General features: G+C 72.3%; 18 protein-coding genes. 10 read left to right on the top strand and 8 right to left on the bottom strand.

What is annotated here, in order from left to right; translation table 11 throughout:
* Positions 1-6: 6 nt before the first annotated feature.
* From AB0I67_RS24030 to AB0I67_RS24005, 6 genes are all read right to left on the bottom strand, one after another.
* Positions 7-1,710 carry a protein kinase gene (locus tag AB0I67_RS24030; RefSeq protein WP_357927438.1) on the bottom strand — a complete coding sequence of 568 codons (1,704 nt, stop codon included), beginning with the start codon at positions 1,708-1,710 and terminating at the stop codon, positions 7-9.
* Positions 1,711-1,761: 51 nt separating this feature from the next.
* The gene (locus AB0I67_RS24025; RefSeq protein ID WP_357927436.1) at positions 1,762-3,594 is read right to left on the bottom strand and encodes a prolyl oligopeptidase family serine peptidase; all 1,833 of its coding nucleotides are present in this window, start codon (positions 3,592-3,594) and stop codon (positions 1,762-1,764) included.
* A gap of 38 nt (positions 3,595-3,632) precedes the next feature.
* Positions 3,633-4,526, bottom strand: coding sequence for an amino acid ABC transporter permease (locus AB0I67_RS24020; protein WP_357927434.1), 894 nt, complete (start codon positions 4,524-4,526; stop codon positions 3,633-3,635).
* Entirely contained in the window at positions 4,523-5,191 is a 669-nt protein-coding gene (locus AB0I67_RS24015) for an amino acid ABC transporter permease (RefSeq protein ID WP_357927432.1), read from the bottom strand. Before AB0I67_RS24015 ends, AB0I67_RS24020 begins: the two co-directional genes overlap by 4 nt.
* A gap of 62 nt (positions 5,192-5,253) precedes the next feature.
* Positions 5,254-6,114 carry a glutamate ABC transporter substrate-binding protein gene (locus tag AB0I67_RS24010; protein ID WP_357927430.1) on the bottom strand — a complete coding sequence of 287 codons (861 nt, stop codon included), beginning with the start codon at positions 6,112-6,114 and terminating at the stop codon, positions 5,254-5,256.
* A gap of 9 nt (positions 6,115-6,123) precedes the next feature.
* Positions 6,124-6,879, bottom strand: a complete 756-nt coding sequence (locus tag AB0I67_RS24005) for an amino acid ABC transporter ATP-binding protein (RefSeq protein WP_357927428.1) — start codon at positions 6,877-6,879, stop codon at positions 6,124-6,126.
* A gap of 122 nt (positions 6,880-7,001) precedes the next feature.
* Between AB0I67_RS24005 and miaB the strand changes: the two genes are divergently transcribed.
* The 5 genes from miaB to AB0I67_RS23980 all read left to right on the top strand — a co-directional run bounded on the left by miaB (position 7,002) and on the right by AB0I67_RS23980 (position 12,253).
* Entirely contained in the window at positions 7,002-8,471 is a 1,470-nt protein-coding gene (gene miaB / locus AB0I67_RS24000) for a tRNA (N6-isopentenyl adenosine(37)-C2)-methylthiotransferase MiaB (protein ID WP_357927426.1), read from the top strand.
* A 34-nt stretch (positions 8,472-8,505) separates the two neighbouring features.
* Positions 8,506-9,648 (top strand): helix-turn-helix domain-containing protein, encoded by a 1,143-nt coding sequence (locus AB0I67_RS23995; protein ID WP_357927425.1) that lies wholly within the window; start codon positions 8,506-8,508, stop codon positions 9,646-9,648.
* A 533-nt stretch (positions 9,649-10,181) separates the two neighbouring features.
* On the top strand, positions 10,182-10,754 hold the full coding sequence (locus tag AB0I67_RS23990) for a hypothetical protein (RefSeq protein ID WP_357927423.1): 573 nt from the start codon (positions 10,182-10,184) through the stop codon (positions 10,752-10,754).
* Between the two features lie 79 nt (positions 10,755-10,833).
* On the top strand, positions 10,834-11,574 hold the full coding sequence (locus AB0I67_RS23985; RefSeq protein ID WP_357927422.1) for an isocitrate lyase/phosphoenolpyruvate mutase family protein: 741 nt from the start codon (positions 10,834-10,836) through the stop codon (positions 11,572-11,574).
* 13 nt (positions 11,575-11,587) lie between these two features.
* Positions 11,588-12,253 (top strand): hypothetical protein, encoded by a 666-nt coding sequence (locus tag AB0I67_RS23980; protein WP_357927420.1) that lies wholly within the window; start codon positions 11,588-11,590, stop codon positions 12,251-12,253.
* Positions 12,254-12,266: 13 nt separating this feature from the next.
* Here the strand turns inward: AB0I67_RS23980 and AB0I67_RS23975 are convergent, their stop codons facing one another.
* Entirely contained in the window at positions 12,267-13,154 is an 888-nt protein-coding gene (locus AB0I67_RS23975) for a ribonuclease Z (protein WP_357927419.1), read from the bottom strand.
* Here AB0I67_RS23975 and AB0I67_RS23970 point away from each other — a divergent pair.
* Complete coding sequence (locus AB0I67_RS23970; protein WP_357927417.1) at positions 13,153-13,650, top strand: methylated-DNA--[protein]-cysteine S-methyltransferase; 498 nt, start codon at positions 13,153-13,155, stop codon at positions 13,648-13,650. The two genes, AB0I67_RS23975 and AB0I67_RS23970, sit on opposite strands and share 2 nt — an antisense overlap.
* On the opposite strand, the gene AB0I67_RS23965 is transcribed toward AB0I67_RS23970, so the two are convergent.
* Positions 13,651-13,953 carry an Rv0909 family putative TA system antitoxin gene (locus tag AB0I67_RS23965; RefSeq protein WP_357927416.1) on the bottom strand — a complete coding sequence of 101 codons (303 nt, stop codon included), beginning with the start codon at positions 13,951-13,953 and terminating at the stop codon, positions 13,651-13,653.
* 80 nt (positions 13,954-14,033) lie between these two features.
* Between AB0I67_RS23965 and miaA the strand changes: the two genes are divergently transcribed.
* The 4 genes from miaA to AB0I67_RS23945 are packed head-to-tail and all read left to right on the top strand — an operon-like array spanning position 14,034 to position 18,820.
* Positions 14,034-14,930, top strand: a complete 897-nt coding sequence (gene miaA / locus AB0I67_RS23960) for a tRNA (adenosine(37)-N6)-dimethylallyltransferase MiaA (RefSeq protein WP_357927414.1) — start codon at positions 14,034-14,036, stop codon at positions 14,928-14,930.
* A complete protein-coding gene (gene dapF, locus AB0I67_RS23955; RefSeq protein WP_357927412.1) occupies positions 14,902-15,708 on the top strand; it encodes a diaminopimelate epimerase in 807 nt (268 codons plus the stop codon). The genes miaA and dapF overlap by 29 nt, the downstream gene beginning before the upstream one ends.
* A 51-nt stretch (positions 15,709-15,759) precedes the next feature.
* Entirely contained in the window at positions 15,760-16,515 is a 756-nt protein-coding gene (locus tag AB0I67_RS23950) for a hypothetical protein (protein ID WP_357927411.1), read from the top strand.
* 19 nt (positions 16,516-16,534) lie between these two features.
* Complete coding sequence (locus AB0I67_RS23945; RefSeq protein ID WP_357927409.1) at positions 16,535-18,820, top strand: tetratricopeptide repeat protein; 2,286 nt, start codon at positions 16,535-16,537, stop codon at positions 18,818-18,820.
* Positions 18,821-18,860: the final 40 nt, after the last annotated feature.

Below are 18,860 nucleotides of genomic sequence, written 5' to 3'. Positions count from 1 at the left end.
ATCCTCCTAGGGGGTGACGGTGGGGCTTTCCACGCCGCCGAGCCAGGCGGCGGTCTTGTGCGGGCGCCACTGCTGGCGGACGTAGTAGGGGCGGCCGGCGACGGCTGACGGGATGGCGTACCAGCCCTCGGGGACGCAGACGTGCTGGGTGCGGCCCAGGGTGAAGCGCATGTCGTGGCACTTGAGCTGCACGGTGATCGCCCGGTTGTCGTGGGCGTCGAAGACCTGCATGGCCATGTCCGTCTGGAAGCCGTCGGGCGCCTTCATCCGGACCTGCGTGTAGAGCCTGCCCTCGACGGCGCGAAGGCACGGGCTGAGGTAGACGCCCTGGCCGGCGTGGCCCCAGTCGCCGCAGCGGATGACCTCCTTGGCGGCCGGGGTGGGGTCGTCGGCCTCGGCGGCGAGTTCCTGGGCGATCTCGGACTCGGCGGGTGGCGACTTCTTGACCGGCGGCTTGGTGGTGGCGGGGCGGGAGGGCTGGGGTGTGGGCTTGGCGCCCCGGGACTGGGGGGTGGGGGTGCGCACCGGCTTGGTGGAGGGCGGCTTCCGCGTGGACGGCTTAACGGAAACCGAAGCCGACACTGACACCGGAACCGAGGCCGACACCGGAACCGAGGCAGCAGCGGCAGGGCCGGCGTGCCGTACCGGGTCGGCGGTGGACGGGGTGCGGTCCCACAGGACGAAGGTGGTCGCGGCGACCAGCGCGACCCCGGCCGCCCCGGCGCCCAGCAGCAGGCGCGGCGGACGCCTGCCCGCCCGCGGCGCCCCCGCCACAGCGGGCGAGGTGGTGGCCGAAGAGGAGGAGGGCGCGGCCGGTTGGCGGGCCAGGGGAGTGCCGTCGAGCGGGACGGCGGTGTCGGAGAGAGGCGCCTCCCGCGAGACCGGGTCGAGCGAAGGCACCCCCGCCAGCGCCCCCGAAGCCGCCCGGAGCTGCCGGGCGACCTGCTCGGCGGCGGGCCGGGCGCCGGGGTCCTTGGCGGAGCAGGCCACGATGACGTCCCAGAGCGGGTCCGGAATCCCGGGCAGCCGGCGCGGCGCCATGTGGAAGGCGCAGTGCAGGGCGCTCATCGTGTGCCCGCCGGCGAACGGCGCCCGGCCGGCCAGCAACTCGTACAGGAGCATCGCCAGCGCGTAGAGGTCGGCGGCGGGCCCGGGGCGCTCGCCGCGCAACACCTCGGGGGCCATGTAGACCGGCGTGCCGACCACGCTGGTCGCGGTGCCGACGGTGGTGGTCTGCAGGATGCGTGAGACGCCGAAGTCGCTGAGCCGGAGCGCGCCGCCGCCCGCTTCGAGCAGCACGTTGCCCGGTTTGACGTCGCAGTGCACGACCCCGCCGGTGTGCGCGTAGGCGAGGGCGTCGGCCACCTGCGCGGCCATGGCGGCGGCGGACACGGGCGCGAAGGTGCCCTGGCGGCGCAGCGCCTCGCGCAGGTCGCCGCCGGACACGAGGTCCATGATGATCGCGATCCGGTCGCCTTCGAGGACGAAGTCGCGGATGGAGACGATGCCCGGATGCCGTAACCGCAGCAGGACCGTCCGTTCCCGGACGAAGCGCGCCACCACCTCCGGATCGGTCGCCAGCCCGGGATGCAGCAGCTTCGCCGCCACGAACTCGCCGGTCCGGCGATCGACCGCGCGCCAGACGGCGCCCATGCCGCCTTCACCCAGCGGCTGGACTAAGTGATAGGCGCTGCCGAGCGTATCGTCCACCAAGGCCTCCCCCGCCCCGTAAAGAAGAATGATCTTAGCGGGGGCGCGGCCTCAATCGAAGATCTGCTGGTAGAATGCCAGCTCGGCGGCGAGCGCGGCGGTGCGCGTCTCGGCCCGCCGGAAGCCGTGCGACTCGCCCTCGAAGGCCAGGTAGGTGCACGGCACGCCACGTTCGGCGAGCGCGTCGGCGAAGGCGGAGGACTGCTCGGGCGGCACGACCGGGTCGTCGAGGCCCTGGAGCAGCAACATCGGGCAGCTCACCCCGTCGACCAGGGCCAGCGGCTCGCGGGTGGCGTACAGGCCGGGGTCGTCCGGCCCGACCAGCCACTCGACGTAGCGCGACTCGAAGTCGTGCGTGTGCGCGTTGAGCGGCGCCAGCGCGCTGACCCCGTAGTACGAGACGCCGCCGGCGAAGGCGTCGGAGCGGCAGCAGGTGGCCATCACCGTCCAGCCGCCCGAGCTGCCGCCGCGGACCGCGACCTGCCCGGCGAGGCCCTGCGCGAGCAGCCATTCGGCCGCGGCGACGGTGTCCTCGACGTCGACCACGCCCCACTGGCCGCGCAGCCGTTCCCGGTAGGCCCTGCCGTACCCGGTGGAGCCGCCGAAGTTGAGGTCCAGTACGCCGATGCCGCGCGAGGTGAGGAACGCCTTCTCCAGGTCGAGCGCGGTGGTGGTGTGCGCGGTCGGGCCGCCGTGGACGAAGACGACGTACGGCGTGGCCCCCTCGGCGCTGCGGCCGGGTGCGGCGGGACGGTAGAGGAAGGCGTGCGCGCGCCGCCCGAAGCGGCCGGTCACCTCGACCGGCTCCGGGGCCGGCAGCCAGGCGATGTCCGGCAGTTCGTCGATCTCGCGCCGCAGGCCCTCGACCCGCCCGGTGGCCAGGTCGAGGCGGACGACCGAGGTCGGGACCGCCGGGCCGTACCCGACGCCGACCAGGGCGCCGCCGTCGGCGGCGAGCGCGGGCAGCCAGCCGTCGTAGGGCACGTCGAGGTCGGTCAGGACGCCGCTGTCCGGGTCGAGCAGGCCCAGCCGCAGGTCGCCCTGCCCGTGCAGGACCGCGAGCCGCCCGTCCTCCAGCACGAGGTACGGCAGGCCGCCCAGGGTCCACATCGGCCAGGCGAACTCCTGCTCGGCCGGGTGGAGCGCCTGGGAGGAGGTGCCGTAGATGCTGATCCGGTAGAGGTTCCACCACCCTGACCAGTCGGAGATCAGGTACAGGTGGGAGTCGTCGCGGAACTGCGGCGCCAGGACCGATTCGCCGAGCCCGCCCTTGACCGTCCACGAGCTCCCGTCGGCCAGCCGGGTGAGCCGCAGTTCGGTGCCGTTCCACGGCATGCGCGGGTGGTTCCAGCAGATGTAGGCCAGGAGCTGGCCGTCGGGGGAGAGGGTGGGCGAGGCGTAGAAGTCGCTGCCGGTGACGTGCTCGCGCGGCTCGCCCCCGGCCAGCGGGATGGACACGATCGAGCGCTGCACCTTGCCGTCGTCCTCGTGGCGTTCCCGGACGGCCCAGAGGTCGTCGCCGCGGACGAGCAGGTCGGCGTAGCGGCAGCCGTCGTCCGGGGTCAGCGGCACGGGGTCGCCGCCGTCGAGCAGGTAGAGCCGCTGGTCGCCGAGGTTGGCGAAGACGACCGCGCCGGAGCCGGTCACCGCGTAGGGCCGCCCGCCGTACTCGTGCACGCGGGTGCGGGCGCTCCAGGGCGCGGGCAGCAGCTCGGTGCGGGTGCCGTCGGCCGCCCGATGCATGATCGTCGAACGGCCGCCCTCGTCGGGCCGGTCCTCGGTCCACCACACCTGCCCGGCGGCCGCGGTCGGCCAGCCCAGGCGCAGGCCCGCGCGGGCCACGTCGGAGGTGCTGAGGGGCGAGCTCCAGGGGGAGAACGACATAGCCCGAATCCTGCCCGAAACTCGCCCGGAGTTCCTCGCTATTCCATGCCTTCGATGGCCGCCGCGCCGGGCGTGGCCGGGCCCATCCCGATGAGGGCCGGGCCGGGCGGCGCGATGGGCGGAGCGGCGGTCTTGCGACTGCGCCGGCTGCGCTTCTCCAGCCAGGTGGCCAGGGCGCTCAGCGCCATGTTGAGCCCGATGTAGATGATGCCGATCACGATGGCGGCCGGGATCAGCGAGCCGAAGAAGTTGGCCGGGATGAGCTTGAAGCCCATGTTGAGCAGGTCGACGTAGGCGATGATGTAGCCGAGCGCGGTGTCCTTGAGCAGCACCACGAGCTGGCTGACGATCGCCGGCATCATCGCGGTGACCGCCTGCGGCAGCAGGATCATCCGCATGACCTGGCTCTTGCGCAGGCCGATGGCGTAGGCCGCCTCCGACTGCCCGTTGGGTACGGCCAGCACGCCGGCCCTGACCACCTCGGCCAGCACCGAGCCGTTGTACAGGGTCAGGCCGAGCACCAGGGCGAAGAAGGTGTAGTCGCCGCCCTGCATCAGGAAGTAGATGAAGAAGATCAGCAGGAGCAGCGGGATCGACCGGAAGACCTCGACCACGAAACCGGCGATCATCCGGATCCAGCGGTGCTCGGAGAGCCGGGCCAGGCCGAACACCGCGCCGAACACCAGCGCCAGCACCGCCGCCGCGGCGGCCGCCTTCAGCGTGCCGAGCAGGCCGGGAATGATGTAGTCGGTCCAGGTGCTGGGGTCGACGAACGGCGCCCAGATCTTGCCGTCCCACTGGCCCTTGTCGTCGAAGCCGCGGTAGATGAACCACACCACCGCGCCCACCGCGACCAGGCTGATCGCGGTGAGCAGGTGGTTGCGGATCCGGGCGCGCGGCCCGGGTGCGTCGAACAGGACGGACGAGCTCATCGGGCCACCGCCAGCCTCCGGGCCAGCCACCCGGTGAAGAATCCGATGGGCAGGGTGACCGCCATGAAGGCCACTACGATGCCCAGGAAGATCGGGATCGAGGCGCCGGTGGTGTCGAAGACCTCGCGCATGTTCGCCGCGACGTCGGCGGCGAAGCCACCGGCCACCGCCACGGTGGTGTTCTTCACCATGGCGATCATCACGCTGCCGAGCGGGGCGACCACGACCCGGAAGGCCTGCGGCAGGATGATCAGCGTCAGCGATTGGAAGAAGCCCAGCCCGAGGGCGCGGGCCGCCTCGGCCTGGCCCATCGGCACCGTGTTGATGCCCGACCGGATCGCCTCGCAGACGAAGGCCGCGGTGTAGACCGACAGGCCCAGGGCCACGATCCAGAAGGCGTTGGTCCGCGGCTCCTCGGAGAAGACCAGGTCGAGCTGGTCGCTCAGGCCGAGGATGGAGAAGGCCAGCACCAGGGTCAGCGGCGTGTTCCGCAGCACGTTCACGTAGACCGTGCCGACGCCGCGCAGGACCGGGGTGGGCGAGACGCGCATCGCGGCCAGGATCGTGCCGAGGATGAGCGAGGCCACGGCGCAGATCGCGGCCAGCTTGAGGTTCTCCAGGAAGCCCTCGGCCAGGAATCCCGCGTACTCGAACAGTTCGTCCATGGTGCTCCAGACGACGACCGCGGCGGCCGGGAACGTCCGGCCGCCGCGTCAGGGGGTGGACTCTAGGCGCAACCCTCGGCGGGCGGGGCCGCGTCCGAGAGCTTCAGGCCGTCGATGCCGCCGAACCAGGTGGTCAGGAGCTGCTTCATCGTGCCGTTGTCCCACAGCTTCTTCACCGCGGCGTTCACCGCCTCGCAGGTGGCCTTGTCACCCTTCTTCAGGCCGATGCCGTACTTCTCGTCGGTGAACGGCTGGCCGAGGATCTTGAAGTTGCCGCCGGCCTGCTTGGCGAAGCCCGCCAGGATCAGGTCGTCGGTGGTGACGGCGTCGAGGTTGCCGCCGCTCAGCTTGGAGACGCACTCGGAGTAGTTCGTCGCGTCCACGAGGGTGGCGTCGAGGTCGAGCTGGCCGTCGGGGGGCGGGTCGGTGATCCGCTTGTAGGAGTTGGAGCCGGACGCCTTGCAGATCTTCTTGCCGACGAGCTGCTGCGGCTGGCTGATCGAGGCGTCGTCCTTGCGGACCATGACGTCCTGGTGCGCGATCACGTACGGCCCGGCGAAGGTGACCTTCTGCTTGCGGGCCTCGGTGATGGAGTAGGTGGCGAAGATGATGTCCACCGTGCCGTTGCCCAGGAAGGTCTCACGGTTGGCGGAGATCGACTCCTTCCACGTGATGTCGACGTCCTTGCCGCCGTTCATCTCCTTCAGCACGGCCTTGGCCACGTCCACGTCGAAGCCCTCGGGCGCGTTGCCCTTCTTCAGGCCGAGGCTCGGCTGGTCCCACTTGGTGCCGACGATGATCGTGCCGCCGTCCTTCACCTTCTCGACCACGCTGGCGTACGTCTTGTCGCCGCCGCAGGCCGCCAGGCCCGAGATCAGCAGGCCGGCGGCTCCGATGGCCGCGCCTACTCGCCGAATACTCATCTGAACCCCTCAGTGCGTGAGAATCTTGGACAGGAAGTCTTGGGCCCTGTCGGTCCGGGCGTTGGTGAAGAACTCGTCGGGGGTGTTCTCCTCGACGATCTGGCCTTCGGCCATGAACACCACTCTGTTGGCGGCTCTCCTGGCGAAGCCCATCTCGTGGGTGACGACCACCATGGTCATGCCGTCGCGGGCCAGCCCGATCATGACATCGAGCACTTCCTGGACCATCTCCGGGTCCAGAGCCGAGGTCGGTTCGTCGAACAGGATCATCTTCGGGTCCATCGCCAGCGCGCGGGCGATGGCCACCCGCTGCTGCTGGCCGCCGGACAACTGCGCCGGGTACTTCTCCGCCTGGCTGGCGATGCCCACCCGCTCCAGCAGCTCCATGGCACGCTGGTCGGCCTTGGCTCGCGCGAGCTTGCGCACCCGGACCGGGCCGAGCGTCACGTTCTCCCTGATCGTCTTGTGCGCGAACAGGTTGAACGACTGGAACACCATGCCGACTTCGGAGCGCAGCGCGGCCAGCGCCTTGCCCTCCTCCGGCAGCTCCCGCCCGTCAAAGATGATCTTTCCGCTGTCGATGGTCTCCAGGCGGTTGATCGTCCTGCACAGCGTCGACTTTCCGCCGCCGGACGGACCGATCACCACGAGGACCTCGCCGCGGGAGACGGTCAGGTTGATGTCCTTCAGGACGTGGAGCGCCCCGAAGTGTTTGTTGACGTTCTCCATCTTGACCAGCGGAGCCCCGTCACCGTTGTCCGTCATGGGTGACAACGTAGATGGCCTAAGAGCGCTGGTCACTAACTGACCGGTACCGATCAGATCACAGCGGGTTCAAGGATCCATGGACTTGCCAAGGCCGTGCAGCGCCTACCCTTGAGAGTGCGATGAGGACCTACCAGGTGCGCACCTACGGGTGCCAGATGAACGTGCACGACTCCGAGCGTCTGTCCGGTTTGCTGGAGGACGCCGGTTATGTCGCCGCGCCCGAGGGCGAGACCGCCGACGTGGTCGTCTTCAACACCTGCGCGGTGCGGGAGAACGCCGACAACCGGCTCTACGGCAACCTCGGCCACCTCCGCCCGGTCAAGGCCGGCCGGCCCGGCATGCAGATCGCCGTCGGCGGCTGCCTCGCGCAGAAGGACCAGGGCGAGATCGTCCGCAAGGCCCCCTGGGTCGACGTGGTCTTCGGCACGCACAACATCGGCTCGCTGCCGGTGCTGCTGGAGCGCGCCCGGATCGCCGGCGAGGCGCAGGTCGAGCTCAAGGAGTCGCTGGAGGTCTTCCCCTCCACGCTGCCGACCAAGCGCGAGTCCGCCTACGCCGCCTGGGTCTCGGTGTCCGTCGGGTGCAACAACACCTGCACCTTCTGCATCGTGCCGTCGCTGCGAGGCAAGGAGAAGGACCGCCGCCCCGGCGAGGTCCTGGCCGAGGTGCAGACCCTCGTCGAGCAGGGCGTCCTGGAGATCACCCTGCTGGGCCAGAACGTCAACACCTACGGCGTCGAGTTCGGCGACCGGCTGGCCTTCGGCAAGCTGCTGCGCGCCTGCGGCGACATCGAGGGCCTGGAGCGGGTCCGCTTCACCTCGCCGCACCCGGCCGCCTTCACCGACGACGTGATCGCCGCCATGGCCGAGACGCCCAACGTGATGCACCAGCTCCACATGCCGCTGCAGTCCGGCTCCGACCGGGTGCTCAAGGCGATGCGCCGCTCCTACCGGGCCGAGCGCTACCTCGGCATCATCGAGCGGGTCCGCGCGGCCATGCCCGACGCGGCCATCTCCACCGACATCATCGTGGGCTTCCCCGGCGAGACCGAGGAGGACTTCCAGCAGACCCTCGACGTCGTACGGCAGAGCCGCTTCGCCAACGCCTTCACCTTCCAGTACTCCATCCGGCCCGGCACGCCCGCGGCGACCATGGACCAGCAGGTCCCCAAGGAGGTCGTCCAGGAGCGGTACGAGCGGCTGGTCGCGCTCCAGGAGGAGATCTCCTGGGCGGAGAACAAGACCCAGGTCGGGCGGACGCTGGAGGTGCTCGTCGCCGAAGGCGAGGGCCGCAAGGACGAGGCCACCCGCCGCCTGTCCGGGCGGGCGCCGGACAACCGGCTCGTGCACTTCGCCGTGGGCGAGGAGACGCCGCGGCCCGGTGACATGGTGCGGGTCGAGGTCACCTACGCCGCGCCGCACCACCTCGTCGCCGACAGCGGCGTGCTGGGCCTGCGCCGCACCCGGGCCGGCGACGCCTGGGCCGCCCGCCAGGCCGCCCCGGCCTCGTCGGGACCGGGCGTCATGCTCGGCATGCCCGCCATCGGCCGCCCGGCTCCGCTTCCTCCGGTCGCCACCGGTTGCTCCTGACCTTCAGGGGCAGCGGCAGGCGCGGGGAGAAGAGATGGAGCACAACCGCAGACGCGTGCTCGCCGCGGCCCAGGCGTTGTTCGCCGAGCGCGGCTTCCGCGAGGCGAAGCTCGACGACATCGCCGAGCTGACCCGCGGCGCGGTCTACTCCCACTTCCCCACCAAGCGGGCCCTCTACTTCGCCGTCCTGGCCGAGCTGGCGGAACTCGAAGCGGACAACGGGGAACGGCCGAAGCCCGAGGTGGGCGGCCCGGGCGCGGCGTTGCGCGAGTTCGCCAGGGCCTGGGTGGAGCGGCTGCCGCTGGCCGGCGACGCCGAACCGCCCCGCCTGACGATGGACCTCCTGACCGAGGTGCAGGCCGACGAACGGATCCGCCGGCCGTACGCCCAGCTCATGTGCTTGGCCGCACTCCTGCTCGGGCTGGCGCTGGAACAGGTGGCGGCGGGCGGCGGTGGCCGGCCGGAGCGCGGGCCCGGTTCCTGGACGGCGCGCGCCGAGGTGACCCGGCGCGAGGAAGAACGGGACTGGGAGGACCAGGAAGAAAGGCCGCGGCTGGTGCGAGTGGCCGAGGCCGCGCTCACCACGCTGCACGGAGCCGCCCAGTTGAGTGCCGCCGCACCCGGCTTCGTGGACGAGTTCGGCCTGCCCCTGGCCGTCGAGCGCCTGGCCGGGCTCGACGGCCAGGGGCAGGCCGACCGGTGGGCGCCCCCGCACCTGGAGTTCGCGCCCTTGGCGGTGACCGAGGAGCGGACGTGGGACCCGCCGGCGGCCTTCGACGCGGTCACCGCGGAGCCGGCCCGGCTGGGCGGCGACGGCGTCGTGGCGGTGCTCGGCGTCCGACGGCTGTCGGTCGCCGAGGAGGCCGTACGGGCGGTGCCGCCGGGGGAGACCGTGTCGGTGATCGTGGTGAGCGAGGAGCCGGCCGAACTGCTGCCGCTGGCCCGGCTGGTCGTGGCGGAGGTGGCCGGGCGGGTGCGCCGGGTCTTCCCGCTGCACGCGTGGCCGCGGGTGCAGGTGGTCTTCGACGAGACCGGCGCCCTCGCCGCCGCGGCCGGCGTGCGCGAGCCGGACGATCTGACGCAGATCGCGCTGCGGGTGGCCGGGGGGCGAGTGGTCGCCTCCGCCGAGGGCTACGGCGCCTGCCACGCCGCCGGCACCTGGCCGAGCCTCGACTGACCGCCCGCTTCGGGACGCTATCGAGTGAGGGCGTCCAGGACCTGGTGACAGTAAGCGCGGCGCAGGCCGTCGAAGGTGGCGCACGGGTCGGCCACGCGGCGGGGCACCGGACGGGCCGGGGCGGGCCGGCCCGGGCGCGGACGCGGGACAGGCGTGACGGCCGGGCGGGCGGTGACAGGAGCCGGGAAACGGCGCTGCCAGCGACGGGGCGGCGGTTCGAGGTAAACGGCCCAGCGATGGACCGTGCCAGAACTCGGATGCGGAATTGATCGTTTATCGCGATCATCGATAGGGGCGCTTTCCGCACCGAGAAACGCACAGGAAATCCCCAGGATCGCGAGGGCGACGACGGAAAGTGCGCTCACCAGGGGCAGGAGCGACCTGCGGTTACCTGGGTGAAAGGGATCAAGTTCCGACAAGTCGTGATTCCTTCGTGATTGGTGCGCGAGCATTGTGCTGACGCGGCTAGTGTGGTCCATCACCCGCGGAAGCCGGCGCGCTTTCCCCCGATCCGACCCGCAGGAGCTGTTTCCATGGAAGGCCACGATCCCGAGCGTCTGGACGTCCTCACCGGCCCGGGCGACGAGCCCCGGCCGCCGCGGCGGAAGACCGCCGCGAACGCCAACAAGAAGCTGATCGTCATCGCCGCCGTCGTCGTCGCGGCGCTCGGCGCCGGAGGGCTGGGTTTCGCCCTGTCCGGCTCCGACCAGCCCGCCGCCGGCACCACTCCGGTCTCTCAGACCCAGGACCCGGCCGCCGACCAGAGCGGCGCCCCGCAGGACGGCACGCAGGACGAGCCCGGCGACGCCACCGAGGACCAGGACGGCGGGCAGGCGGGCGACGGCTCGACCGGCGACGCCGGGAACACCGGCGACTCCGGTGACTCCGGCGGGAACACCGGCGACTCGGGCAGCACCGGCGACTCCGGGACCACCGGTGGCGGGTCCAAGGGCACCACCAACACCGGGAACACCGGCAACTCCGGGAACGCCGGCGACTCCGGTGGTTCGAACGGCAAGCCGTCCGCGCCGCCCGCCGAGGACAACCCTGCCGACGGCCCGGGCGGCATGTTCCCCGGCCAGTGCGCCGCCAGCGGCTGCGGCTGACGCCCACCGGGGACTGGACTTCGGATTTCGGCCGTCAGTGGCTCTAGGGGCCGGCCGTCGCGGTTCCTAGGCTCGGCCCATGACCGATCCACGCGCCACCGAGCTCCGGGCCCTGCATGTGCCCGGCACCCCGTTGATCCTGCCCAACGTCTGGGACGGGGCCTCCACGCATGCCGTCCAGGACGCGGGGTTCCGCGCGATTGCGACCGGGAGCGCGGCGGTGGCGGCGGTGCTGGGCTACCGGGACGGGGAGGACACCCCGCCCGCTGAGATGTTCGCGGCGATCGCCCGCATCGTCCGCCTGGCGCGGGTCCCGGTGACGGCCGATGTGGAGCGCGGCTACGGGCTGCCGCCGAAGGAGCTCGCCGCGCGGCTGGCCGAGACGGGCGCGGTCGGGTGCAACCTGGAGGACTCGGACCCGCGCACCAACGCCCCCATCGACGCCGCCCGGCAGGCGGACTTCCTGGCCGAGGTCCGGGCCGCCGACCCGGACCTGGTGATCAACGCCCGGGTGGACAGTTTCCTCCACCCGGACGCCGACCAGGAGGAGGCGGCCGACCGGGCCCGCCGCTACCTCGCCGCCGGCGCCGACTGCGTCTACCCGATCGGGCTGTCCGACGCGGAGCGGATCAGGTGGTTCGTGCGGGAGGTCGGCGGGCCGGTGAACATCCTGTTCCGTCCCGGTACACCCAGTTTGGCCGAGCTGGCCACGCTCGGGGTGGCGAGGGTGAGCTACGGCCACGGCCTGCACGCCGCCGCGCACGCCCGCGCGGTCGAGATGATCTCCGCGATCCGGTCTGGGGCCAGCCCGTACCAGTAGATAGCCTGTCGGCGTGCTAGTCGCCGCGGCAGTGTGCCCGCATCCGCCCCTGATCGTGCCCGAACTGGCCGGCGCCGCCGCCGCCGAGCTGGACGGCCTGCGCGCCGCCTGCGCCGCCGCGGTGGAGTCCCTGCTGGCCGTGCCGCACGATGAGCTGGTGGTGGTCGGCGGCGGCCAGACCACCCGGGTGTACGGCGGGCAGGCCGCCGGGTCGTTGCGCCCGTGGGGCGTGGAGGTCAAGGCCGGGGCGGGCGAGCCGGTGCTGCCGTTGTCGCTGACCATCGGGCGCTGGTTGTTGCGGCGTGACCCGGACGGTTTCCAGGAGGTGGCCTTCGACGCCCCGCCGGGGGACTGCCTCGACCTTGGGGCTTCGCTGGTGCGCGGGCCGCGGGTGGCGCTGCTCGTCCTGGCCGACGGGTCGGCGTGCCTGACCGAGAAAGCGCCCGGCTACCTCGACCCGGCGGCTCAGCCGTACCAGGAGGGGCTGGTCAGGGCGCTGGCGGAGGCGGACGCGGCGGCGCTGGCCGCGCTCGACCCGGCCGAGGCCGAGCGGCTGTGGACCGGCGGCCGGGCCGCGCTCCAGGTCCTGGCCGGAGCGGCGGACCAGCCGCTCACCGGCACGGTCCTCGCCGACACCGCGCCCTACGGCGTCGGCTACGTCGTGGCGACCTGGACCTGACCGGAACCGAGGGTCAACGGAGCCGCACCCGCATCAGGTCGCGGGCCAGGACCACCTCGCCGTCGAAGTGACGCCGCGCCTCCGCCTCGAACCGCGGCTCGTCCGCCTCGCCGTACCGCTCGGAGAAGTGGGTGAGCACGAGCGTGCGCACCCCGGCCTGGGCGGCCACCAGCCCGGCCTCGTAGGCGGTCAGGTGGCCGTGCTCCTTGGCGAGCGCCGCCTCCGAGGTGAGGAAGGTCGACTCGATGACCAGCAGGTCCACGTCGTCGGCGAGGGCGAAGACGTTGTCGCACAGCCGCGTGTCCATGACGAAGGCCATGCTCTGGCCCCGCCGCGGCTCGCTGACCTCCTCCAGCCGCACCCCGCGCAGCTCGCCGGCCCGCTGGAGCTCGCCGATCGCCGGCCCCTCGATGCCGCGCGCCCGCAGCGCCTCGGGCAGCAGCCGCCGCCCGTCGGGCTCCTTGAGGCGGTAGCCGTACGCCTCCACCGGGTGCGACAACCGCATCGCCACCAGCGGCGGCGCCTCGGCCACCTCGCCCGCCAGCGGATGCTCCACGATCTCGGCGGTGTCGTGGAAGGCGGCGGCGTGCCGCAGCCGCCGCCAGTACTGCTCGCCCGAGGCCGGGAAGGCGGCGTGCACCGGATGCGGGACCTGGTCGCGGGCGATGCGCTGCACCGTACCCGGCACCCCGAGGCAGTGGTCGCCGTGGAAGTGGGTGACGCAGATCCAGGTGAGGTCGTGCGCGCTCAGCCCGGCCCGCGTCAACTGCCGCTGGGTGCCCTCGCCGGGGTCGAAAAGGTAACCTTGCCGGTCCCAGCGCAGAAAATACCCGTTGTGGTTACGGTTCCGGGTAGGGACCGCGCTGGCGGTGCCGAGGATGACGAGTTCACGCGAGGACATGATGGACACAGTCGCATATGCGGAGCTCGAGACGCCGGTCGGGCCGTTCGCCGTGGCGGTGTCCGAGCAGGGCCTGGTGGCCACCGGCTGGCACGGGCTGCGGCTGGAGGCGCCGGTGGCCGAGGACGCGGCACGGACCGCGCCGGTGGTGGCGGAGCTGCGGGCCTACTTCGCCGGTGAGCTGACGCGGTTCGAGACGCCGATCGACTGGCGGCTGACCGCGGGGAGCAGGCGCAGGGTGCTGCAGGCCCTGTTCGGCGTGCCGTACGGGAAGGTGGTCACCTACGGCGAGCTGGCCGGGCTGAGCGGGACGGGCGTGCCGGCGCGGGGGATCGGGTCGATCATGGGCTCCAACCCGCTGCCGATCGTGGTGCCGTGCCATCGGGTGGTCGCGGGCAACGGGCTGGGCGGCTTCAGCGGCGGGATCGGCGTGGAGACGAAGCGCTGGCTGCTGACCCACGAGGGGTACCTGCAGCCAACGCTCCTGGACCTCTAGCTAGCCTTCCTTGCCGTCGATCCGGTCGGCGGCCCTGCGCGCGGCGTCGGCGCCCTTGGCGAGGTGCTCGTCGTACTTGCCGCCGGTGGCCTCGCTCGCGGCGGCGGCCGCCTTGTCGATGCCGGACCTGGCGGCGTCCTCCGCCTTCTCGCGCAGCCCGTCGACCTTGGAGCCGGCGCCCCCGGCGGACTGCCTGGTCCTGGCTCCGCCGTCGTCGGCGGTGCCCGCCGCCTGTTCGGGGACGTTCCGCGCCTTGTCCGAGGCGTCGTTGAACATCTCCTTGACCTTGTCGAAGATCGACATGCTTTCTCCCGGTCTGTTTCGCGGCGGCCCCCCCGAGCCGCCGTCCCACTCATACCCGCATCGTTGACACACTTATCGGTGTGCGCCAGCAGCCAGTCATCGCCGTCGTGGGACCCACCGCGGCCGGAAAGTCCGACCTAGCCGTGGATCTCGCCCTCCGGCTGGGCGGCGAATGCATCAACGCCGACTCCATGCAGCTTTACCGAGGAATGGACATCGGCACGGCCAAACTCGACCTTTCCGAGCGCAAGGGGGTTCCGCACCATCTCCTGGACATCTGGGAGGTGAGCGTCACCGCCAGCGTGGCCGAGTACCAGAAGCTGGTCCGGCCGCTGCTGGACACGATCGAGACGCCGATCCTGGTCGGCGGCAGCGGGCTCTACGTCCGGGCCGCGCTCGACGAGCTGGAGTTCCCCGGCACCGACCCGGAGATCCGCGCCCGCCTGGAGGCCGAGCTGGCCGAGCGCGGGCCGCGGGAGCTGTACGAGCGGCTGCGGGTGGCCGACCCGGTGGCGGCCGAGGCGATCCTGCCCAGCAACGGGCGGCGGATCGTGCGGGCGCTGGAGGTGATCGAGTTCTCCGGGCGGCCGTTCTCCGCGACGATGCCCTCCTACGAGGCGGTCTACCCCAGCGTGCAGATCGGGCTGTCGGTGCCCAGGCCCGAGCTCGACGAGCGGATCGCGCTGCGCGTGGAGCGCATGTGGGCGGCGGGGCTGGTCGAGGAGGTGCGCTCGCTGCCGGGGCTGCGCGAGGGCTTCACCGCCTCGCGGGCGCTCGGCTACGCCCAGGTGCTGCGCTTCCTGGACGGCGAGTGGAGCGAGGAGCAGGCCTTCGAGGAGACCGTCCGGGCCACCCGGCGCTTCGCCCGGCGGCAGGAGTCGTGGTTCCGGCGCGACCCCAGGGTGGTCTGGTTGCCGTACGATTCGCCGGACCTCATAGGCTTGGCGCATGAGGTTCTTGAAGGGGCACGGCACTGAGAACGACTTCGTCATCCTGCCCGATCCCGACGGCGAGCTGGAGCTGACCGCCGCCCGCGTGGCGGCGATCTGCGACCGGCGCGCGGGTCTGGGCGCCGACGGAGTCCTCCGCGTCGTGCGCACCAAGGTCTCACCCGAGGTCTCGCACCTGGCCGGGCAGGCCGAGTGGTTCATGGACTACCGCAACTCCGACGGCAGCATGGCCGAGATGTGCGGCAACGGCGTCCGGGTCTTCGCCCGCCACCTCATCGACGCCGGGCTGACCGACCCGGCGGAGTTCGCCATCGCCACCCGCGGCGGGCTGCGTGCCGTCCGCGTGGACGCCGCGGGCGAGATCTCCGTCGACATGGGCCTGCCGCGCGTGCTGGGCGAGAGCGTCGCCACCGTCGCCGGCCAGGAGTACACCGGCCTGCACATCGACGTGGGCAACCCGCACCTGGCCTGCGTCATCGGCGACCCGGTCACCCAGCTCGTGCTCGACCACCAGCCCGCCTTCGACCCGGCGGTCTTCCCGACCGGCGTCAACATCGAGCTGCTCAACGCGGTCGGCCCGCGTCGCGCGGTGATGCGCGTCTACGAGCGCGGCTCCGGCGAGACCCGCTCGTGCGGCACCGGCGCGGTGGCCACCGCCGTCGCCGCCGCCCACCTGGCCGGGGAGAGCACCGGCACCTGGACGGTCGAGGTGCTCGGCGGCCGGCTCACCGTGACGCTCACCGCCGAGACCAGCTACCTGGCCGGCCCGGCGGTGATCATCGCCTCCGGAGAACTTGCCGAATGATGTTCTGCTGAGGGATTCTGGGGACGTCTTCCCCACCCCAGGAGGTACGGCATGGCGGATCCCCGCACCACGGCGGCCGAGGTCAAAGGCCCCATCGGCGTGCTCGGCGGCAAGTGGATGCTCTCGCGCGAGGCCAAGGCGGCCTGCGAGGAGCTCCGGCTCGGTCCTCGCGAGGCCTACTTCCGCGGCCGCTGCGGCGTGCTCGGCGAGGTCCACGCCGACGTGGTGACCTCGGTCGCCGTCTTCTTCCCGCCCGCGCACGTCACCGAGAGCTGGGAGGGCGGGCGCAAGGTCCCGGTCGAGCAGGCGGTGGCCCGCTACGCCGTGGCCTGCCAGGAGTGGGGGCGGCGCAACCTCGGCGGCTTCGACGGCTGCGCCCGGCTGGCCGAGCTGCTGGAGCCGGTCGTCGAGCACGCCTCGCCGGTGGGCGCGCCGCTGTTCGCCGGGTGGCGGGCCGTACCGCTGCCGGCCGACGCGCCGGCGCGGGCCACCCAGCTCATGCACGTCGTGCGCGAACTGCGCGGCGGCGTGCACGCGGCGGCCGTCGTCGCGGCGGGCATGCATCCGCTGGACGCGATGCTCGCGATCGAGCACCCCGGAACACCTTTCGGTAACGTCGCGGGCGAGACGATGGCGAAATTCTTCGAATGGCCGGAGCCGTACCCGGCGCCCGCTCCCGACGTGGTCGAACGCCGGAAGGTGATCGAGGAGCAGACCAACGACGTGATGGCCCCGTTCTTCGAAGTGCTCTCTGAGGCGGAACGCGACGAGCTCATCGGGCTCGTGCGTTTGGGGCATGCCAGTTGACCTGGCAGACTTTCTGCCCATGGACGTGGACATCTGGTCGTGGGTCGGCGACACCCAGCAGCAGCTCGGCGAAGCGGGTCAGGGCGGGCTCGCAATGGCGCTGGGAGACCTTCCCGCGCAGGCATACCAAGGGCGGTACGCCCAGCTCGACGTGATGGCGCCCGCCATCGCGCAGCAGGCGGAAACCCTCCAGATGCCCTGGCTGGAGCTCTACGCCCGCTACTGGCACCTGGTCGGCCGCGTCGGCGACCGCGCTCAGGGCGCGGTCGCGATCGGCGACGCGGAGGCGCTGGTCGCCTTCGCCGAGCGAGAGGACGTGCGTGACTGCCCGAGCACCCCGGCCGCCCTGGAGGCGCTGGCGGTGGCCTGGGCCAACACCGACGCACCCGGCTACGCCGCCGAGCGGCTGGCCAAGCTCGGCCCCGCGCTGGAGCAGTTCGGCCCCGACCACCTGGCCTACTGCGGCCTGGTGACGCAGTACGTCTCGGCGCTCACCGACGCCGGCCGCGCCGACGAGGCGGTCGCCTACGCCGAGTCCGCCGTCGAGCGCCTGCGCGCCGACGGCAAGCAGGCGAGCTGGGAGCTCGGCGCCGAGAGCGCCCGCGCCCTGCTGGCCGCCGGCCGCGCTGACGCCGCCCTCACCGCGCTCCAGGCGGCCGTCGACTTCCAGGCCGACGACCCGGTGGCCAAGCCGTACCGCGACGCGGTGCGCCGCGCCCGCATCCTGGCCGAGCTCGGCCGGATGGAAGAGGCCGTCGACGCCCTGCCCGACCTCGACGTGGTCGGCGAGCACCCGCGCGTCTTCGCCGAGTGGAGCCAGGCGGTCGCCAAGCTCGCCTCCTCCGCGCAGATCACCAACACCTGGCAGCTCGGCCGCGTGCTGCGCCAGTGGATCGACTACTTCGGCACCATGGGCGGCTACCGCGCCCGGGTCGAGCTGGCGCTGGTCGCCGGCGAGCTGGCCGTGGCCCGTCAAGGCGTGTGGCAGGCCAGGCTGCTGGCCGACGCCGCGCAGTCCTACGCCGGCGAGCTGCGGGCCGACGAGGGCGTCGCCGAGCGGATCGCCGCACTGCGCGCCGCCGCCGACGCCACCGAGCCGCCCGCCGAGCCCGAGGGCTCGCTGGAGGAGCGTGTCGGCCAGTTCGACGCCGCCGACGGCTTCAACGCCGACCCGGAGAAGTGGGTGGGCTGGCTGGAGCCGCTGTCCGGCACGGACCTGGAGGCCACCCGCCGGCACACCACCACGCTCGGCTTCCTCGGCTACCCGGCGCGCGGCGCCGACATCTACTGGAAGCTGCTGGTCGACGGCGGCGACGTGGCCGCGGCCGACCCCGAGGACATCGCCTACCTGGCCACCCTGCTCATCGAGGCCCGCCAGGACGAGCGGCTGGAGCAGCTCGCCGCCCAGCTCCCGCACGTCCAGCGCCACCTCACGCTGGCCCGCCTGCACACCGCTCGCGAGCGCTGGGAGGAGGCGGTCGGCGAGGCCGAGCACGCCGTCACCAACGGCGGCGGCATCGCCGCGCGCCGCCTGCTGTCCGGCGCGCTCCAGCAGATGGGCGAGAACGAGAAGGCCGCCACCGTGCTCCTCAACGTCATCGACGATGAGGACACCACGGAGGAGGACGTCTGGCGCATGATCGTCATGGCGACCTCCGCCGAGGACTGGGCGACCGTACGGCGGGGCGCCGCCAAGATCGGCATGCCGCTCAAGTCCACCGAGGGCCCGGTCGAGGAGGAGATGGGGCTCGTCCGCATCATCCTCCCCGCACCCGACGGCAGCCAGCGGCAGATCCTGTCCATCCGCACCGGCCCGGCGACCGCCCGCCTGGCGCTGCCGCAGCCGCGCGGCATGGAGTACAACGCCGGTGACCTGGTCGTCTTCGACCCGCAGTTGCTGGAGCCGATCCCCTCCTCCCCGGAGGAGCAGCAGAACTTCGTGCCGCCGTTCGCCGCGGTCAGCCTGCTGCGCCAGGGCGGCTACACCAGCTACTTCTTCGACGGCGCCGCGCCGTCGGAGTCGGACTGGGCCGAGTTCACCGAGGTCATGGCCGAGCGCGGCTGGCCGATGTGGGTCTACAGCGACGAGAACTACACCGTCACCCACCCCTCGACCGGTGAGCGCCTGCCCGGCCTGTACGGCTGGGTCGCCGTGCCGCCCGGCGTGAGCGCCGAGGAGGTCGACGCGCTGCTCGACGACGCCACCGAGCGCTGGTCGCACCCGCTGGCCTGGCTCGACCTGGCCCGCGAGATCGACGTCGAGGTGGAGCGGCACGAGCGCATCACCAAGGAGTACGGTCTCTAATCGTTCTCTCTAGAATCTCCTTCTATCCAGAACGTACGGG

It is taken from the genome of Nonomuraea sp. NPDC050310 (assembly GCF_040655795.1).
Lineage (GTDB): Bacteria > Actinomycetota > Actinomycetes > Streptosporangiales > Streptosporangiaceae > Nonomuraea.
Note: the sequence above shows the minus strand (reverse complement) of the source record. Positions and strands in the feature narration are given on the sequence as shown.

Excerpts from the sequence above, each read along its gene's own strand:
- AB0I67_RS24025 (WP_357927436.1), bottom strand. The coding sequence starts at position 3,594 with ATGTCGTTCTCCCCCTGGAGCTCGCCCCTCAGCACCTCCGACGTGGCC.
- AB0I67_RS24020 (WP_357927434.1), bottom strand. The coding sequence starts at position 4,526 with ATGAGCTCGTCCGTCCTGTTCGACGCACCCGGGCCGCGCGCCCGGATC.
- AB0I67_RS24015 (WP_357927432.1), bottom strand. The coding sequence starts at position 5,191 with ATGGACGAACTGTTCGAGTACGCGGGATTCCTGGCCGAGGGCTTCCTG.
- AB0I67_RS24010 (WP_357927430.1), bottom strand. The coding sequence starts at position 6,114 with ATGAGTATTCGGCGAGTAGGCGCGGCCATCGGAGCCGCCGGCCTGCTG.
- AB0I67_RS24005 (WP_357927428.1), bottom strand. The coding sequence starts at position 6,879 with ATGACGGACAACGGTGACGGGGCTCCGCTGGTCAAGATGGAGAACGTC.
- miaB (WP_357927426.1), top strand. The coding sequence starts at position 7,002 with ATGAGGACCTACCAGGTGCGCACCTACGGGTGCCAGATGAACGTGCAC.
- AB0I67_RS23995 (WP_357927425.1), top strand. The coding sequence starts at position 8,506 with ATGGAGCACAACCGCAGACGCGTGCTCGCCGCGGCCCAGGCGTTGTTC.
- AB0I67_RS23990 (WP_357927423.1), top strand. The coding sequence starts at position 10,182 with ATGGAAGGCCACGATCCCGAGCGTCTGGACGTCCTCACCGGCCCGGGC.
- AB0I67_RS23985 (WP_357927422.1), top strand. The coding sequence starts at position 10,834 with ATGACCGATCCACGCGCCACCGAGCTCCGGGCCCTGCATGTGCCCGGC.
- AB0I67_RS23970 (WP_357927417.1), top strand. The coding sequence starts at position 13,153 with ATGATGGACACAGTCGCATATGCGGAGCTCGAGACGCCGGTCGGGCCG.
- AB0I67_RS23975 (WP_357927419.1), bottom strand. The coding sequence starts at position 13,154 with ATGTCCTCGCGTGAACTCGTCATCCTCGGCACCGCCAGCGCGGTCCCT.
- AB0I67_RS23965 (WP_357927416.1), bottom strand. The coding sequence starts at position 13,953 with ATGTCGATCTTCGACAAGGTCAAGGAGATGTTCAACGACGCCTCGGAC.
- dapF (WP_357927412.1), top strand. The coding sequence starts at position 14,902 with ATGAGGTTCTTGAAGGGGCACGGCACTGAGAACGACTTCGTCATCCTG.
- AB0I67_RS23950 (WP_357927411.1), top strand. The coding sequence starts at position 15,760 with ATGGCGGATCCCCGCACCACGGCGGCCGAGGTCAAAGGCCCCATCGGC.
- AB0I67_RS23945 (WP_357927409.1), top strand. The coding sequence starts at position 16,535 with ATGGACGTGGACATCTGGTCGTGGGTCGGCGACACCCAGCAGCAGCTC.